Raw genomic sequence first — 16,045 nt, 5'->3', positions numbered from 1 at the left:
GCGGTTGAAGCGGGCAAGAGTTCACGCGGGGCGGACGAAGCCGGACTCGTAGGCCACGATCACCGCCTGGGTGCGGTCACGCGCCCCCAGCTTGGCCAGCAGGTTCCCGACGTGGGTCTTGATCGTCTCCACGCTCACCACGAGGTCGGCGGCGATCTCCGCGTTGGACAGGCCCCGGGCCATCAGCGTGAGCACCTGCTCCTCCCGCTCGGTGAGCCGCGCCCGCCGCACCCGGTCGGTCTCGCGGCCCGCCGCGTGCCGGGCCGCCAGGCCGCGGATCGCCGCCGGGAACAGCAGCGAGTCGCTCAGCGCGACCGTGCGGATCGCCTGCAGGATCTCCGGCGGGCGGGCCCGCTTGAGCAGGAAGCCGCTCGCCCCGGCGCGCAGCGCCTCGTACACGTAGTCGTCGTTCTCGAACGTCGTGACCACCAGGATGCGAGGCGGTTCGGGGATCGTTCCGATGATCGTCCGGGTCGCCTGGATCCCGTCGACCGCGGGCATGCGGACGTCCATCAGGACGAGGTCGGGCCGCAGCGTGCGCACCATCGGCAGTACCTCGGCGCCGTCGGCGGCCTCGCCGACGACCGTGAAGTCGGGTTCCGCGTTGATGATCGCGCGCAGGCCGGTGCGGATGAGCGGCTCGTCGTCGGCGATGAGAATGTCGGTCACTGTTGCTGTAGCTCCAGCTCCATCAGGGGGACGACCGGGATCGTGACGTGCACCCGCCACCGCGTGCCGTCGGAACCGGCGGTGAACCGCCCGCCCAGGAGGGCGACGCGTTCGCGGACGCCGCGCAGTCCGCTGCCGCCGCCGGACCGGGTTGCGGCGGCGGTCGCGACGGGGTTGGTCACCTCCAGTTCGAGGCCGTCGGCGCGCACTCCCAACCGCACGTCGACGGGCACCTTACCGGCGTGGCGGAGGACGTTCGTCAGAGCCTCCTGCAGGATGCGGTACGCCTCCCGGGACACCACCGGCGGGATGCCGCCGGTCTCCCCGACCTCGGCGCGCACCTCCACACCGGCGGACCGGGTCTGCTCGAACAGGGCCTCCGCGTCGGCGAGCGTACGCTGCGGGGTCCGGGCGCTCGGGTCCTCCCGCAGCAGGCCGAGCACGTGGTCGAGGTCCTCCAGGGCCGTCCGCCCGGTCTCCTCGATCGCCGACAGCGCGCGGCGGGCGAACTCCGGGTCCGAGTCCAGCAGGCGGACGGCGGCACCGGCCTGAAGCGTGGTGACGGTCAGCGCGTGCCCGATGGAGTCGTGCAGCTCGCGAGCGAGCCGGTTGCGCTCGATGAGCTGCTCCGCACGGCGCTCGAGCTGGATCAGCCGGTCCGCCGGCGACGGGCCGAGCAGGGCCGGCGCCAGCCGCGCCAGGACCGCTCCGACGCCCGCCCCCAGGTAGACGACCAGCGGCAGGACGATCAATCCGAGGGCCACCGTGAACCAGGTCGGCAGCTCCGAGTACCGGCCGAGGAACTCTCGGCCGATCCTCTCGCCGGTGTACGGCGTCTGGAGCAGGAACAGGGCCAGCGGCAGGGCGAGGACGGCGAGCATCCCGGTCCCGCCGCCCACGCCGATGTGCAGGACCCACCAGGCGGCCGTGCGCCGGCGGGACCGCCACGAGCGCATCCCCTCCGCGGTCTCCGCGGGCAGCCGTACGCCGAGGAGCGTCTCCGCCGCCGTCCGGGACAGGATCCGCACCGCGGGGATGAAGGCCACCGCGCTCGAGATGGCGATGTAGACCACCAGCATGACCAGGCTCTCCAGAACCCGGTCGGCGGTCTGCCGGTCGGCATGGCCCATGATCTGCAGGAGCCCCGCGTAGATCAGAACGTACGGCACCAGGATGGCCGTGCCGCCGAGGAGGAACGTCCAGCGGCGGTAGGTCGTCACGCTGACGAGGGGGCGGACCAGGGACTTCACGCTGAGATCCTGGCAGATCGGCGCGGCGTCGCGCCTCCCCCGCAGGAGCGAGTTCCGTGCGCGGGAAATTCGCCGGCTGGTGCCGGGGCGTCCTGTGCTATATGGTGTGCGCAGCGCCGGGGTTTCCCGTTCCATCGGATGAGGCGCTTTCCCGTCGGGCGTTGTCCCACCGCCGCCGTTGATTTCTCCGGCAGGCGACGATTCACCCCCGAAAAGGCCTTCTTCTCATCGGGTACCGATCACGCGTACCCGTTCCCGGCGGCCCGACCGGCCGCCCCGTCTTCTCGCGCGCCGCGCTGACGGCGCCGCTTTTCGAAAGGAATTCCATGACCAGCACTCTTGAGTCCACCAGCACTCTAAAATCCACCACCGCTCCGCCCCGCGTGCCGGGTGAGCGGGACGACCCCGCCACTCCCGTCGCGGGCGTCCTCGAGATCGGCGACAAGCACGCGTTCGTCCGGGCCTCCGGCCATCTTCCGGGCCCCACCGACGCGTACGTCTCCCTCGCGCAGGTCCGTAAGCACGGGTTGCGCACCGGCGACCTCATCGAAGGGGCGGCGCGCCGCCCGCGGCCGGACGGCAAGCGGGAGAAATTCAACGCCCTCGTCCGTGTGGACACGGTGAACGGGCTGCCGCCGGAGAACGCCACGGCACGGCCGCATTTCGCCGAGCTGACGCCCCTGTATCCCCAGGAACGGCTCCGTCTGGAGACCGGGCGTAATGACCTGGCCGGCCGGATCGTCGACCTGATCGCGCCGATCGGAAAAGGACAGCGCGGCCTCATCGTCGCCCCGCCGAAGGCGGGCAAGACGATGATGCTGAAAGCCCTCGCCACCGCCATTCGCGCGAACCACCCCGAATGCCACCTGATGATCGTGCTGGTCGACGAGCGGCCCGAGGAGGTCACCGACATGCGGCGGTCCGTCGACGCCGAGGTCGTCCACTCGACCTTCGACCGCCCCGCCGCCGAGCACATCGCCGTCGCCGAACTCGCGATCGAACGTGCCAAGCGGCTCGTCGAGCTCGGCCGCGACGTGGTCGTCATCCTCGACTCGATCACCCGGCTGGGGCGGGCGTACAACCTCGCCGCGCCCGCGGGCGGCCGGATCCTCGCCGGCGGTGTGGCCACGACGGCGATCCACCCTCCGCGCCGGTTCCTCGGCGCCGCCCGCAACATCGAGGACGGCGGCTCGCTGACCATCCTCGCGTCCGTGCTCGTCGAGACCGGCTCCCGCATGGACGACGTCTTCTTCGAGGAGTTCAAGGGCACCGGCAACATGGAGCTGCGGCTGAGCCGCGAGCTCGCCGACAAGCGGACCTTCCCGGCCGTCGAGGTCACCGGATCGAGCACGCGCCGCGACGACCTGCTCATGTCCTCGGCGGAGCTCGAGATCGTCGGCCGGCTGCGCCGGGTCCTGCACGCGCTCGGCCCGCAGGAGGCGGCCGAACTCCTCATCGGCAAGCTGCGCGACACGCCGACCAACGCCGAGTTCCTCCTGCAGGTCATGCGGGACACCGCCAGATAACGCCCTCCCGGCGCCGCCCCCGGACGTTACGGTTGATCCTCGACGTATGCGAACGGGTACGGAGGACCTGTGGCGGCAGCGGACGAACAGGCTCAGGCACCTCCCGGCATCGACGTGACCAAGCCCAGCATCGCGCGGGCCTATGACGTCGTCCTCGGCGGCAAGGACAACTTCGCCATCGATCGCGCGATCGTCGGCGAGATGCTCAAGATCGTGCCGCAGCTTCCCGAGGTGGCCGCCTACAACCGGCAGATGCTCATCCGGGGGCGTCCGCCACCTCACCGAGGTCGTCGGCATCCGCCAGTTCATCGACCTGGGCTCCGGACTCCCGACCCGCGAGAACACCCACCAGGTGGCACAGCGGTACGCCCCCGACGCGCGGGTCGTCTACGTCGACAACGACCCCATCGTCCTGGCCCACGGGCGGGCGCTGCTCGCCGAGAACGAGAACACCACGGTGGTCACCGCCGACCTGCGGGATCCCGCAGCCATTCTCGCGCACCCGGACGTCAGGCGGCTCATCGACTTCTCCCAGCCGGTCGGCGTCATGCTCGTCGGCATCCTCCACCACCTGCACGACGGCGAGGACCCCGAGGGCGTCGCGAAGGCGTACATGGCGGCCGTGCCCTCCGGCAGCCACCTGTTCATGACGGCGTTCTGCGCGTCCTTCCCCGAGGCCGCCGAGCTGGAGGAGACCTACCTGCGAGTCCTCGGCACCGGCAGGTTCCGGACGATGGAGGAGCTGCAGCGGTTCTTCGGCGACCTGGAGATGCTCGAGCCCGGCCTGGTCTCCCTCCCGGAGTGGCGGCCCGACGAGCCGATCCCCGGTGAGCTGACGGTGGCCGAGCGGCTCATGGCCGGCGGAATCGCCCGCAAACCCTGAACCGCCCGGCGGTGCGTCACGGCCGCAGGGCCAGTCTGAGCGCGAAGCCGAGGAAGGCCGTGCCCGCGACCCGGTCCAGCACGCGGCCCACGGCGGGCCGGCGCAGCAGCCGCCCGAGGCGGTCGGCCAGCACGGCCAGCACCGTGCACCAGGCGACGCCCTCGGCGACGTGCACGCCCGTCAACAGCAGGCTCCACGGCAGCACCGGCGCGCCCGCCGGCACGAACTGCGGCAGCAGCGACAGGTAGAACACCCCCACCTTCGGGTTCAGCGCGTTGGTGAGCAGGCCGCGGAGGAACCAGCCGCGCCCGGGAGAGTCGGCCGTGGTCTCGGTCGTCTCCGTCCGGTTCACCAGGAGCCGTACGCCCAGGTAGAGAAGGTAGGCCGCGCCCGCCCAGCGCAGCACCGTGTACAGCGTGTGCGAGGCCGCCAGCACCGCGGTCAGGCCGAACCCGGCCGCCGCGCCCCACCACAGGCAGCCCGCCTGGATGCCCAGCGCCGCGATGAACGCCGTGCGGCGGCCGTACGCGATCGCCGTCCGCAGCACGAGCAGCGAGTCCGGTCCCGGCACCAGCGTGAGCAGCGCCGCGACCCCCGCGAACGTCAGGAGCCCCATCACTCCACCGTCACGCTCTTGGCGAGGTTGCGGGGCTTGTCGACGTCGTGGCCCAGCGTCACGGCCGCGTGGTAGGCCAGCAGCTGCAGCGGGATCGACAGCAGGATCGGATCGAGCTCGGGCTCGTTCTTCGGAATGACGATCGCGTCGTCGCCGAGCTCCCGGTGCCCGACCGTCAGCACCCGGCCGCGCCGGGCGCGGATCTCGCCCAGCGTCGACAGGTTCTTGTCCAGCAGCTCGTCGTCCGGGACGACCGCGACGGCCGGCAGTTCGGGGCTGACCAGCGCGAGCGGCCCGTGCTTGAGCTCGCTCGCCGGGTACGCCTCCGCGTGGACGTACGACACCTCCTTGAGCTTCTGCGCGCCCTCCCGGGCGACCGGCCAGCCGCGCACCCGCCCGATGAACAGCATGCTGCGGTAGGCGGCGAACTCCCGCGCGAGCTCGGCGATCCGGTCCTCCTGCTTGAGGATCTCTTCGATCTGCGCGGGCAGGGCGCGCAGGCCCTCGGCGATCCGGCGGCCGTCGGCGGGGGACAGGTCGTGGATGCGTCCGAGGTGCAGCGCGATGAGGGCGAAGACCACGGCCGTGGAGGTGTACGCCTTGGTCGAGGCGACCGCGATCTCCGGGCCGGCGTGCAGGTACACGCCGCCGTCGCACTCGCGGGCGATCGCGCTGCCGACGGCGTTGACGACGCCGAGGACCCGCCCGCCCTTGCGCTTCAGCTCCTGGACGGCGGCGAGGGTGTCGTAGGTCTCGCCGGACTGGCTCACCGCGACGTACAGCGTGTCCGGCTGGACCACCGGGTTGCGGTAGCGGAACTCCGAGGCGGGCTCGGCGTCGGCCGGGATCCGGGCCAGCTCCTCGATGAGCTGGGCGCCGACCTGCCCGGCGTAGTACGCGGAGCCGCAGCCGAGGATCTTGACGCGGCGGATCTCCCGCGCCTCGCGGGGGTCGAGGTTCAGGCCGCCCAGGTGCGCGGTGTGGAACCGCAGGTCCACCCGGCCGCGCAGCGCGCGCTCCACGGCGCCGGGCTGCTCGTGGATCTCCTTGCGCATGAAGTGCGTGTAGCCCTCGGCGTCGTACGCGGCCTCTTCCGCCTCGATGACGGAGGGCTCCTTGCTGGTCGCCCGCCGGTCGAGCGTCGATGTGCGGAACCCGTCGGCCCGTACGGTCGCCAGCTCGCCGTCGTCCAGGTGCACCACCTGCCGCGTGTAGCGGACCAGCGCGGCGACGTCGGAGGCGACGAACATCTCCTTCTCGCCGATGCCGAGCACGACCGGGCTGCCGTTGCGGGCGGCGACCAGGACGTCCGGGTGGCGCGTGTCCACGACGGCGATCCCGTACGTGCCGACGACCCGGGACAGCGCGTCCCGTACGGCGTCCTCCAGCTCGTCCGCGCCGGACCGGGCGATCAGGTGCGGCAGCACCTCGCTGTCGGTCTCCGAGGTGAGGACGACGCCGTCGGCGGTCAGCTCGGCGCGCAGTTCGTCGGCGTTCTCGATGATGCCGTTGTGCACGACGGCGATGTTCCGGGCGACGTGCGGGTGGGCGTTGAGGTCGCTCGGCTCGCCGTGCGTGGCCCAGCGGGTGTGCCCGATCCCCGGGGCGCCCTTGAACCGGGCGGGCAGTTCGGCCGCCAGCTCGCCGACGCGCACTTTAGCCTTGCGGACGCGCAGGTCACCCGAGCGGCCGACGACCGCCAGGCCCGCCGAGTCGTAGCCCCGGTACTCCAGCCGGGCCAGGCCCTCGGTCAGGATCGGGACGGCGTCCCTGGGACCGACGTAGGCCACGATTCCGCACATGGTTCTCCTTCATCCGTAGACGATCCGGCGGAGCTGGCGCAGCGAGAGCTCGGGGGGAGCGACCCGCCGCGACCGCAGCTCGGCGGCGACGCGTTCGAATATCCGGTCGTTGGTCAGCCCGCGCGCCTTCAGCTCCGCGTGCCGCCGGCGGACGAAGTCCTCGGCGGGCTCGGCGAAGTAGGCGAGCACGTCGGCGACGACGCGCGCCGCCTCGCCGGGGGTCAGCGGGGACGTACGGTTGAGGTGCGCGACGAGCTCTTCGTGGGGGTGTCCGGACACGAGCGTCGATGTTGCCGGTCCAGTGCGGACAAACGCAAGAATCCTGCCCGGAATCGGGCAGGATTCTCGGTGGTGCGGGGTCAGCCTTCGAGGATCTTGTTGTACCGGTACGGCCGGTAGTGGTTGTAGGTGATCGGGTGGACGCGGTGATGGGTGCCGCCGTCACCGGACTGTTCGTACACCGAGTACGCGGTGTGCCCGGGGTTCGCCCACCCCTCGAAGAGCATGACGTGCCCGGCGTCGCCGATGCTGCCCGCGCCGAGGAAGCCGATCGCGTCGGCCGGCCGCAGGTCGCCCCATCCGATCGGGTGCACGACCGGTCCGGGCGTGCCGTACCCGCCGCGCAGCATGCTGTCGGTGTTGTGGTTGAGCGGTGTGCCGTTCGCGTTCCGGAGGTTCCAGGCCATGGAGACGTAGCCCGAGCAGTCGGTGCGCCAGCCGCCCAGGTACTGCGTCTGGCTGTAGGGAACCGGGCCGCCGTGCCAGGCGGTGAGCCAGGTCCGGGCGCGGGCGATGGCGACGCTCCGCTTGGTCGGGATCATCGCCGCGGCCGGTGTCGCCGCCGCGGCGTCCTGCCGGTGCGCGATGCCCGCGGGGCTGGGGAGCGGGCCCTTCGCCCCGGCGGGCGTCGTGGGCGCCACGGCGGTCGCGAGCGCCGCCATGGCGCCGAGCGCTACGAGGTTGCTGTGCCTCATGTGCGTCCTTTCCTCGGGAGCTTCCGTCAGGAGTTGAGGTCGCGGTGGATGACGCGGGCGACGCCCTCGATGGTCTCGTGGCCGTACGCCTCCGTCGGGTTCCCCTGGGTGAGCACGACGATCTGGTAGTCCTTGCCGTGGCCGTCGAACGTGCCGAGGCTGTTGACGCGCCACCCGGCGCCGTCGGACCGATCCACCCAGCCGTTCTTGACGTGGACGTTCACCCCCGCCGGGGCGCCGGCCGGGGTGCCCCAGCGCTGGCCCGGCACGACCGCGGCCATCAGCCGGAGGACGTACGAGCGCGAGGCGGCGGTGAGCGCCGTGGTGCCGCTGAACGTCAGGAGCTTCAGGAGGATGAGCTCGTCGCCGGCGGTGATCTGGGTCTTGCCCCAGTAGCCCGACGCGTCGATCCGGGTGTCGGCCATCCCGGCGAGGGCCAGGAAGTGCCGGATGCCCGCCTGCCCGACCTCGTCCCACAGCGCGGTCGCGGCGGCGTTGTCCGATCGTGTGATCATGCTCTCGGCCAGCCGCTGCTCCTGGGCGGTCAGCCCGCGATGGGCCTCCTCGGCCCGGCGCAGCAGCGCCGCCAGGATCGTGACCTTGACGACGCTGGCCGACTGGAAGTGCGCCGTGGCGGCGAGCGCGCAGCGGGTGTGCGTCGGCCGATCGAAGACGCCGACCGCGACGGGCCCGCGGCGCCCCCGGAGCGCCGCGGGGATGTCGGCGGACAGCCGGGCGGCGAGGGCGGGGGAGTGGTCCGACGAGCAGACGGGGGCGGCGGCGCCGGCCGGGAGCGGCGACGCCGTCACCGCGCACACGGCGGTGAGTGCGGATGTGACGGCGGCGATCGTTCGTTGCGTTCTCATGACCCTCACCAGTGTGACGGATTGCACTGGGAGGATAACAGAAAGTAGTCGGATGGTCTCGGTGCCACCTTCGCCGAGGATGTGAGAGGGAATCTCGACCGCTCGTTACGGATACGGCTGGCGTTCGCGGTCAGGGCCTGCTCGTCACTCGAGGGCGGCCAGGGCCTGGTCGGCCGCGTCGCGGAGTCGTGCCGGATCGGGGTGGGCGCGGCCGAGCACCCGCATTCCCTGCAGGAGTACGAGCAGGAAGCGGGCCAGTGCCCGCGGATCCTTGTTCGCCGCGAGTTCGCCCTGGGCGCGGGCCCTGGTCAACGCCGAGGTCAGGGCGGTCTCCACGGTGTCCCAGCTCGCCTCGACCCGGCGGGCGGCCTGCGGGTCACGGCTCCCGAGCTCGACCGCGGTGTTCACGACCATGCAGCCACGCCGATGCGGGTCGGTCGCCGACTCGTCGGCGTAGGCGTGCACCAGCGCCCGTACGGCGGGCAGGGCGGGGCCTGGCTGGGAGAGGGCCTCGACGACGTTGAGGTCACGGCTCTGTATGTACCGTTCGTACGCCTTGAGGTAGAGGTCGTGCTTGCCGCCGAAGGTGGCGTAGATACTCGCCCGCGCGATGCCGAGATGCTCGACGAGGTCGGCCATTGACGTCGCCTCGTACCCGCGCTCCCAGAACAGCTCCATCGCCTTCTGCAGCACGGCGTCCGGATCGAACTCCTTCGTCCTCGCCACGTATGGACGCTAACGATTTCAGACCGGGCGGTCAAATATTGCGGACGGGCGGTCAGCCGCGGGTTCGCACGAGCGGAAGGAAGATGTCGTCGACGATCTCCGTGATCGTCGCGTCGGATGCCGGTTGCAGCGTCATGAGCAGTTCGTGCCGAAGGAGATCGGTCGGCAGGTCCGCGATCCGCCGGGTCAGCCGCTCCGGGTCGATCTCGCCGCGCTCGATCCCCCGGCGCAGTACCTCCTCGACGCCGAACGGCTGCCGCCTGCCGCTGAGCAGCTCATGGCGGAGGTCCTGCGGGCTCTTGCCCGTCTCGGAGAAGTACTCGCCCATCTGCACGCTGAACAGGGCGGCGATCTCGGCCCGGTGCGACGAGGCCCTGCGCAGCAGCTCGATCAGGTCCTCGCGGACCGAACCCGTGTCGGGCGTGGAGACCGGGTCCTTGGCGCCGTGGTGCCGTACGGCGGCGACGGCGAGGTCCGACCGGTTCGGCCAGCGCCGGTAGATGACCGGCCGGCTGGTGCCGGCGCGGGCCGCCACGCCTTCGATCGTGAACCGTCCGTACCCGACTTCGGCCAGCTCCTCCCAGGCCGCGTCGAGCAATGCGTCCTCCAGCTCCTGTCCGCGGCGGCGTGATGAGACGTGACGGTCCATTAGATACACATCCGTATCTTATTGACGGCGGGTTGGCTCTCGATGTAGATACAGGGACGTATCTTATTTCCGTCTCTGGGGAACCGCCATGTCCGCCTCTCCCGCGCCGCCGAGGGAACGCCTGGATCCGGCCTTTGTCCGGCTCGCCCTCGTCCTGCTCATCGGCGTGCTCGCCGTCGTCTTCGACACCACGATCGTCAACGTCGCACTCGACACGCTCGGCGGCGACCTGCACGCCGCGGTCTCCACGATCCAGTGGGTGACCACCGGCTACCTCCTCGCGCTCGGGATGGCCGTCCCGGTCACCGGCTGGCTCGTCGACCGGTGGGGCGGCAAGAACGTCTGGCTGTGCGCGCTCGCGATCTTCCTCGCGGGCTCGATCGGCGCGAGCCTCGCCTGGAACGCCCCCGCCCTCATCGCCTGCCGGATCGTGCAGGGCACCGGCGGCGGCCTGATGCTCCCCGTCCTGCAGACCCTGCTCTTCCAGGCGGCGGGCGGCCGGTCGCTCGGCCGCGTCACCGCGCTGATCTCGTTCCCGGCCCTCCTGGGGCCCATCCTCGGGCCGATGGCCGGAGGTCTGATCGTCGGGCATCTGGGCTGGCGCTGGATCTTCTGGGTGAACGTCCCCTTCTGCGTCGCCGGCCTGATCCTGGCCTGGCGGCTGATGCCGGCCTTCCCGGCCACCCGGAGGTCACGCCTGGACGGCGCCGGTCTCGCCCTGCTGTCACCCGGCATCGCCGCCGTCGTGTACGGCCTGGCCCAGGTCGGGAGGGACGGCGGCTTCGGACACGCCGCCGTGCTCGTCCCGCTGACGGCAGGGGCCGCGCTGGTCGCCGTCTTCGCCGTCCGGGCGTCGATCGTCGGTGACGACGCCCTCGTGGACGTACGGCTGTTCCGCGTCACGTCGTTCAGCGCCGCCGGAGGTCTGCTCTTCCTGTCGGGTTTCGCGCTGTACGGCGCCATGCTGCTCGTCCCGTTGTACTTCCAGCAGGTACGCGGGCAGGACGCGTTCACCGCCGGCCTGCTGATCGCCGCACAGGGCGTCGGCGCGCTCGTCAGCCGAGGGCCGGCCGGCGTCCTCACCGACCGGATGGGCCCACGATGGGTGGCGTTCGCCGGACTCGTCCTTGTCGCGGCGGCCACCGTGCCGTTCGCCGTCGTCACCACCGGAACCCGCGAATGGTGGCTGGTCACGGCACTCGTCGTCCGCGGGGTGGGGCTGAGCGCGGTGACGGGCCCCGTCATGGCCGGCGCCTACCTGGGACTCGACCGCGCGGCGGTACCCCACGCGAGCATCATCACCCGTACGGCCCAGCAGGTCGGGGGATCCTTCGGCACGGCCGTCCTGGCGGTGGTCCTGCAACGCTCCGTCGCGGCCCACGCCGACGCGGGCCCGGCGGGCCGGGCGAGAGCGTTCGACGTCGCGTTCTGGTGGTCGATCGGATTCACCGCCGTGGCGATCGTGCTCGCACTGTGGCTCCCCACCGGCTCTGAGGACACCTGAGTCATGTCGGATTTCGCCGCGCCGAACGGACGATCTTGGGACACTGGGCCACGTACCGCCGAGGCAACGGAGGAGCACCCATGCCCGCCCGTAAGAACCTGTTCGACGACATCGACTCCATGGACCCCGACCGGTACAGCGTGCACCTGGCCGAGGACATCGTCATGCGCTTCGGCAACGCGGAGCCCGTCCACGGCCGCCAGGCCGTATCTGACGCGTGGGCCTCGTTCTTCAGCAGCATCGCGGGCGTGTCGCATGAGAGCGTCGGGCAGTGGGAGCAGGGCCCTGCGACGATCGCCGAGTCGAACGTGACCTACACCCGCAAGGACGGCAGCACGGTCACCGTCCCGGCCGTGACGATCTACCGCTCAAACCGGGACGACGGCCTCATCGAGGACTACCGCATCTTCATCGACCTGGCACCGCTCTTCGCCGAAGGGTGATCCGGATGGGCGGACGAACACCGCCCATCGCGACGCCGGTCGTCCCGATCAGTGTGGTGCCCGACGACCGGAGATGATGCTCAGGACGTCCGCGACGGTCTCGGCCACGGCGTCGCGGGCGGGCCGGAGGTACTTGCGCGGGTCGGTGCGCGCGTGGTCCGCGAGCTCCCGGCGCACCGCGCCGGTGAAGGCCACGTTCAGCTGGGTGCCGACGTTGATCTTCGTGAGCCCGGCGGCGACGGCCCGCCGCAGGTCGTCTTCCAGGACGCCGCTGGAGCCGTGTAGGACGAGGGGGACCGGCACGGCGGCGCGCAACCTGCCGACCAGCTCGATGTCCAGGCTCGCGCTCTTGGCGGTCATGGCGTGCGAGCTGCCGACGGCGACGGCGAGTGCGTCGACTCCGGTGCCGGACACGTACGCGACGGCCTCGTCCGGGTCCGTGCGCGCCGTCGGCGAGTGCACGCCGTCCTTGCCGCCGACCTCCCCGAGCTCCGCCTCGATCCACAGGCCGTTGTCGTGCGCCCAGGTCGCCGCCGACCGGGTGGCCGCCAGGTTGTCGGCGTAATCCAGGTGTGAGGCGTCGAACATCACCGATCCGAATCCCGCGTCGGCGGCCCGGTGCAGCAGGTCCAGGTCGTCGACATGGTCGAGGTGCAGGGCGATCGGCACGGCGGCCGCCTCGGCGATCAGCGCGCAGGCGGCCGCCAGGGGCTCGACGCGGTTCTGGCGGTAGCGGACCGCGTTCTGGCTGATCTGCAGGATCGCGGGGGCGCCGGCGGACTCCGCGCCGGCCACGACGCCTTCGGCGTGCTCGATGGTGATCACGTTGAAGGCCCCGACACCTTCTCCGGCGTTGCGCGCCGCGGCGACCAGGTCGCCGGTGGGGGTCAGTGACACGGGGAGGCCCCTCCTCATGAACCATCCGCTGACGTGCGGACTCTTGACGTATCCAAGGAATCCCAACTATAACCATGTAATCTCCAATTAACCAGGACGAAATCCAACCCTGGATGGTGGCTCACGTGCCTGACCTGCTGGTAGGCGTCGACGTGGGGACCAGCTCCGTGAAAGTCGCCGTGTGCACGGCCGACGGACGGGAGGTCACCCACGGAAGCGCCGCGCTGACCTGGAGCAGTACGCCCCAGGGCACCGAGACGGACCCCGCGCGGGTCCTCGCCGCGGTGCGCACCGCCCTCGACGGCGCGCTGGCGTCGGCGCCGGACGGTCGTGTCGCCGCGCTGGGCGTGGCGAGCATGGCCGAGGCCGGGGTGTACCTCGGCCGGGACGACCGGCCCGTCGCGCCGCTCATCGCCTGGCACGACAGCCGGGACGGAGAACAGGCCCGGCGGCTGGGCGAAGAGCTCGGCGCGGAGACGTTCGCCGCGGCGACCGGCCTTCCGCTCGGCACCCAGTGGTCGCTGACCAAGCACCGATGGCTGCGCGACAACGACACCGGGATCGAGCGCGCCGTCCGGCGGCTCAACGTCGCCGAGTGGGTCGTGTACGCGCTCGGCGGCGAGCCCGCGTCGGAGTTCTCCCTCGCGTCCCGTACGGGCTGGTTCCACCTGCGCGACGGGAACTGGTGGACGCCGGCGATGGAATGGTCGGGCCTGGACCCGGCGCTGCTCCCGCCGTTGGCGCGAGGGGGGACGCCGCTCGGAGAGGCCACGGCGGACCGCGCCGGCGACCGGCTGGCGGGCGCGGTGCTCACCCTCGCCGGCCACGACCACCTCGCGGCGGCGGTGGGCGCCGAGGCCACCGGCGACGGCGACGTCCTCGACTCCTGCGGGACGGCCGAGGCGCTGGTCCGCACCGTGCCCGTCCCGCTGCCCGATCCCGCGGTGGTCGAGCTGACACGCCACGGCGTCACGGTCGGTCGGCACGTCCTGCCCGACCGGCTGTCCGTGCTCGGCGCCACGCGTGGCGGCCTGCTGCTCCAGCACGTCCTGCGGCTGCTCGGCCTCGGCCGCGACGAACTCCCCGAACTCGACCGCGCCGCGCTGCGGACGGACCCCGGGCCGCTGCGCGTACGGCTCGCCGAGGACGGCACCGCGACGATCACCGGCGCGGGCCGGGAGGTTTCACCCGCGGCCGTGTGGCGGGCCGCGCTCGACGAGGCCACCACGCAGGCGGCGGCACTGCAGAAGGTCGTCACCGACGCCGCCGGCGACCACGGCGGAGTCGTGATGACCGGCGGCTGGTCGAACAGCGAGGCGATGGTCGAACTGCGCCGCCGCGCCTTCGGCAACGCCCGCCGCAGCACGGCCGTGCAGGCCGGCGCGCGCGGTGCCGCACTGCTGGCCGGCCGCGCGGCCGGCCGGCTCACCGAGAGGAACTCATGACCGAACCACTGCTTGAGGCCCGTGGCATCGAGAGGAGCTTCGGGCAGGTGCACGCCCTGCGCGGCGCCGACTTCACGGTGCACCAGGGAGAGATCGTGGCGCTCATCGGCGACAACGGAGCCGGCAAGAGCACGCTGGTGAAGATCCTCTCCGGTGCCGACCAGCCGAACGCCGGGCAGATCCTCGTCGAGGGTTCGCCGGTACGGCTCGACAGCCCGCACGCGGCCCGCGACCTCGGCATCGAGACCGTCTACCAGGACCTCGCGCTCGCCTCCGATCTCGACCCGGCGGCCAACCTCTTCCTGGGCCGCGAGGTGCTCCGGCCCGGCCTGCTCGGCGGCCTCGGCTTCCTCGACAAGCGTGCGATGGCCCGGGACACCGCGAGCGAGATGGAGCGTCTCGGCGTACGGCTGAAGGACGCCGCCGCGCCCGTCGCCGCCCTGTCCGGCGGCCAGCGGCAGAGCGTCGCGGTGGCGCGGGCGGCGATGTGGGCCCGCCGCGTGATCTTCATGGACGAGCCGACCGCCGCCCTCGGCGTCGTACAGACCCGGCAGGTGCTCGAGCTGGTCCGCCGGGTCCGCGACGCGGGGATCGCCGTCGTGCTGATCAGCCACAACATGCCCCAGGTGCTCGAGGTCGCGGACCGGGTCGAGGTCCTGCGGCTCGGCGCCCGGGTGGCCACGTTCAACGCGGCCGAGGCCACCGTCGAGGACCTCGTCGCCGCGATGACCAGCGGAACAGCAGAGGAGCGTGCCGCATGACGACCGTCGACTCCCGGCCCGTCGACCAGGGGCGGCCGACGCCGGACCGCTCCTGGCGGTCCGCGGTGGACCGCCTGCGCCGGAGCGAGACCGGCCGGATCTTCGGCGCACTGGTGATCCTCTGCGCGGTCTTCTCGATCCTGCGGCCGCACGCCTTCCCGACCACGGGCAACATCGTCAACATCGCGTCAGACGCGTCCGTCCTGCTCGTCCTCGCGGTCGGCGCCACGTACGTCATCCTGACCGCCGGCATCGACCTGTCGGTGAGCGGCGTGCTGGTCTTCGCGGGCGTCATCGCCGCGAAGGTCATGCAGGCGCTCGGCGGGCAGTCGGTCGGCGTCCTGCTGCTCGGCCTGCTCGCCGGCATGGTGGCCGGCCTGGCGTGGGGGCTGGTCAACGGCTTCCTGGTGGCGAAGGCCCGGATCCCCGCCCTCATCGTCACGCTCGGCACGATGGGCGCCTCCCAGGGCGCCGCGCTGCTCATCACGAACGGCGTCGACGTACGGGACGTGCCGTTCAACCTCGTCCTCAGCGTGGGCTCCGGCACGGTCGCCGGGGTGCCCTGGCTCGTGGTGATCGCACTCGCCATGGCGATGATCGGCGGGATCGTCCTGTCGCAGACGCGGTTCGGCCGCTACACCTACGCGGCCGGCTCGAACCGGGAGGCACTGCGCCGTACCGGCGTCAACGCCTCCCGGCATCTCATCAAGGTGTACGCCGTCGCGGGCCTGCTGGCCGGCCTCGCCGGATACCTGTCACTGGCGCGTTTCGCCACCACGACGCTCGGCGGCCACGCCACCGACAACCTGTCCACCATCGCGGCGGTGGTGATCGGCGGCACGAGCCTGTTCGGCGGCCGCGGAACCATGATCGGCACCGTCATCGGCGTCTTCATCCCCACCGTGCTCCAGAACGGGTTCGTCGTGCTCGGCGTCCAGGCGTTCTGGCAGCAGGTCGCGGTCGGCGTGGTGCTGATCGCCGCCGTCTACCTCGACCAGATGCGCCGGGCCGCCCGAGAACGGCCCTAGATAATC

The 16,045-nt window shown here is 71.8% G+C and carries 16 protein-coding genes and 2 pseudogenes; 8 read left to right on the top strand and 10 right to left on the bottom strand.

Annotation, left to right across the window (positions count from 1 at the left end):
* Positions 1–21 precede the first annotated feature (21 nt).
* Complete coding sequence (locus ABEA24_RS08945; protein ID WP_345430206.1) at positions 22–669, bottom strand: response regulator; 648 nt, start codon at positions 667–669, stop codon at positions 22–24.
* Positions 666–1,919 carry a sensor histidine kinase gene (locus ABEA24_RS08940; protein ID WP_345430205.1) on the bottom strand — a complete coding sequence of 418 codons (1,254 nt, stop codon included), beginning with the start codon at positions 1,917–1,919 and terminating at the stop codon, positions 666–668. Before ABEA24_RS08940 ends, ABEA24_RS08945 begins: the two co-directional genes overlap by 4 nt.
* 398 nt (positions 1,920–2,317) lie before the next feature.
* Here ABEA24_RS08940 and rho point away from each other — a divergent pair.
* The 3 genes and pseudogenes from rho to ABEA24_RS08925 form a co-directional block, all read left to right on the top strand.
* Positions 2,318–3,445: pseudogene (rho, locus tag ABEA24_RS08935) on the top strand (transcription termination factor Rho); the annotation flags it as partial.
* 69 nt (positions 3,446–3,514) lie between these two features.
* Positions 3,515–3,649: pseudogene (locus ABEA24_RS08930) on the top strand (SAM-dependent methyltransferase); the annotation flags it as partial.
* Positions 3,588–4,328 carry an SAM-dependent methyltransferase gene (locus ABEA24_RS08925; RefSeq protein WP_345430204.1) on the top strand — a complete coding sequence of 247 codons (741 nt, stop codon included), beginning with the start codon at positions 3,588–3,590 and terminating at the stop codon, positions 4,326–4,328. The pseudogene ABEA24_RS08930 and the gene ABEA24_RS08925, both read left to right, overlap by 62 nt.
* Before the next feature lie 16 nt (positions 4,329–4,344).
* Here the strand turns inward: ABEA24_RS08925 and ABEA24_RS08920 are convergent, their stop codons facing one another.
* From ABEA24_RS08920 to ABEA24_RS08890, 7 genes are all read right to left on the bottom strand, one after another.
* Positions 4,345–4,944: a LysE family translocator gene (locus ABEA24_RS08920; protein WP_345430203.1), complete on the bottom strand. Its 600-nt coding sequence runs from the start codon at positions 4,942–4,944 to the stop codon at positions 4,345–4,347.
* Positions 4,944–6,746: a glutamine--fructose-6-phosphate transaminase (isomerizing) gene (gene glmS / locus ABEA24_RS08915; protein ID WP_345430202.1), complete on the bottom strand. Its 1,803-nt coding sequence runs from the start codon at positions 6,744–6,746 to the stop codon at positions 4,944–4,946. Before glmS ends, ABEA24_RS08920 begins: the two co-directional genes overlap by 1 nt.
* A 9-nt stretch (positions 6,747–6,755) precedes the next feature.
* Positions 6,756–7,025, bottom strand: coding sequence for a hypothetical protein (locus tag ABEA24_RS08910; RefSeq protein WP_345430201.1), 270 nt, complete (start codon positions 7,023–7,025; stop codon positions 6,756–6,758).
* An 80-nt stretch (positions 7,026–7,105) separates the two neighbouring features.
* Complete coding sequence (locus tag ABEA24_RS08905; RefSeq protein WP_345430200.1) at positions 7,106–7,720, bottom strand: NlpC/P60 family protein; 615 nt, start codon at positions 7,718–7,720, stop codon at positions 7,106–7,108.
* Between the two features lie 26 nt (positions 7,721–7,746).
* On the bottom strand, positions 7,747–8,586 hold the full coding sequence (locus tag ABEA24_RS08900; RefSeq protein ID WP_345430199.1) for a serine hydrolase: 840 nt from the start codon (positions 8,584–8,586) through the stop codon (positions 7,747–7,749).
* A 144-nt stretch (positions 8,587–8,730) separates the two neighbouring features.
* Positions 8,731–9,312 carry a TetR/AcrR family transcriptional regulator gene (locus ABEA24_RS08895; RefSeq protein ID WP_345430198.1) on the bottom strand — a complete coding sequence of 194 codons (582 nt, stop codon included), beginning with the start codon at positions 9,310–9,312 and terminating at the stop codon, positions 8,731–8,733.
* Positions 9,313–9,364: 52 nt separating this feature from the next.
* A complete protein-coding gene (locus ABEA24_RS08890; protein WP_345430633.1) occupies positions 9,365–9,961 on the bottom strand; it encodes a TetR/AcrR family transcriptional regulator in 597 nt (198 codons plus the stop codon).
* An 88-nt stretch (positions 9,962–10,049) separates the two neighbouring features.
* Between ABEA24_RS08890 and ABEA24_RS08885 the strand changes: the two genes are divergently transcribed.
* Both ABEA24_RS08885 and ABEA24_RS08880 read left to right on the top strand, forming a co-directional pair.
* Entirely contained in the window at positions 10,050–11,465 is a 1,416-nt protein-coding gene (locus ABEA24_RS08885; RefSeq protein WP_345430197.1) for an MDR family MFS transporter, read from the top strand.
* A gap of 80 nt (positions 11,466–11,545) precedes the next feature.
* Positions 11,546–11,908: a nuclear transport factor 2 family protein gene (locus ABEA24_RS08880; protein WP_345430196.1), complete on the top strand. Its 363-nt coding sequence runs from the start codon at positions 11,546–11,548 to the stop codon at positions 11,906–11,908.
* A gap of 48 nt (positions 11,909–11,956) precedes the next feature.
* Here the strand turns inward: ABEA24_RS08880 and ABEA24_RS08875 are convergent, their stop codons facing one another.
* The gene (locus tag ABEA24_RS08875; RefSeq protein ID WP_345430195.1) at positions 11,957–12,805 is read right to left on the bottom strand and encodes a class II fructose-bisphosphate aldolase; all 849 of its coding nucleotides are present in this window, start codon (positions 12,803–12,805) and stop codon (positions 11,957–11,959) included.
* Between the two features lie 125 nt (positions 12,806–12,930).
* On the opposite strand from ABEA24_RS08875, the gene ABEA24_RS08870 reads away from it, so the two are divergent.
* Genes ABEA24_RS08870 through ABEA24_RS08860 form a run of 3 tightly spaced genes read left to right on the top strand, consistent with a single transcriptional unit; the run spans position 12,931 to position 16,039 of the window.
* Entirely contained in the window at positions 12,931–14,250 is a 1,320-nt protein-coding gene (locus ABEA24_RS08870) for an FGGY-family carbohydrate kinase (protein ID WP_345430194.1), read from the top strand.
* A complete protein-coding gene (locus ABEA24_RS08865; RefSeq protein ID WP_345430193.1) occupies positions 14,247–15,011 on the top strand; it encodes an ATP-binding cassette domain-containing protein in 765 nt (254 codons plus the stop codon). The genes ABEA24_RS08870 and ABEA24_RS08865 overlap by 4 nt, the downstream gene beginning before the upstream one ends.
* Positions 15,008–16,039, top strand: coding sequence for an ABC transporter permease (locus tag ABEA24_RS08860; RefSeq protein ID WP_345430192.1), 1,032 nt, complete (start codon positions 15,008–15,010; stop codon positions 16,037–16,039). Before ABEA24_RS08865 ends, ABEA24_RS08860 begins: the two co-directional genes overlap by 4 nt.
* The last annotated feature ends 6 nt before the right edge of the window (positions 16,040–16,045 follow it).

It is taken from the genome of Actinoallomurus vinaceus (assembly GCF_039542055.1).
Lineage (GTDB): Bacteria > Actinomycetota > Actinomycetes > Streptosporangiales > Streptosporangiaceae > Actinoallomurus > Actinoallomurus vinaceus.
This window is presented reverse-complemented; position numbering and strand designations above follow the sequence as displayed.

What these genes read in the sequence shown, in the direction of transcription:
- ABEA24_RS08925 (WP_345430204.1), top strand. Translation starts at nt 3,588, where the DNA reads ATGACGTCGTCCTCGGCGGCAAGGACAACTTCGCCATCGATCGCGCGA.
- ABEA24_RS08920 (WP_345430203.1), bottom strand. Translation starts at nt 4,944, where the DNA reads ATGGGGCTCCTGACGTTCGCGGGGGTCGCGGCGCTGCTCACGCTGGTG.
- glmS (WP_345430202.1), bottom strand. Translation starts at nt 6,746, where the DNA reads ATGTGCGGAATCGTGGCCTACGTCGGTCCCAGGGACGCCGTCCCGATC.
- ABEA24_RS08905 (WP_345430200.1), bottom strand. Translation starts at nt 7,720, where the DNA reads ATGAGGCACAGCAACCTCGTAGCGCTCGGCGCCATGGCGGCGCTCGCG.
- ABEA24_RS08900 (WP_345430199.1), bottom strand. Translation starts at nt 8,586, where the DNA reads ATGAGAACGCAACGAACGATCGCCGCCGTCACATCCGCACTCACCGCC.
- ABEA24_RS08890 (WP_345430633.1), bottom strand. Translation starts at nt 9,961, where the DNA reads ATGGACCGTCACGTCTCATCACGCCGCCGCGGACAGGAGCTGGAGGAC.
- ABEA24_RS08885 (WP_345430197.1), top strand. Translation starts at nt 10,050, where the DNA reads ATGTCCGCCTCTCCCGCGCCGCCGAGGGAACGCCTGGATCCGGCCTTT.
- ABEA24_RS08880 (WP_345430196.1), top strand. Translation starts at nt 11,546, where the DNA reads ATGCCCGCCCGTAAGAACCTGTTCGACGACATCGACTCCATGGACCCC.
- ABEA24_RS08865 (WP_345430193.1), top strand. Translation starts at nt 14,247, where the DNA reads ATGACCGAACCACTGCTTGAGGCCCGTGGCATCGAGAGGAGCTTCGGG.
- ABEA24_RS08860 (WP_345430192.1), top strand. Translation starts at nt 15,008, where the DNA reads ATGACGACCGTCGACTCCCGGCCCGTCGACCAGGGGCGGCCGACGCCG.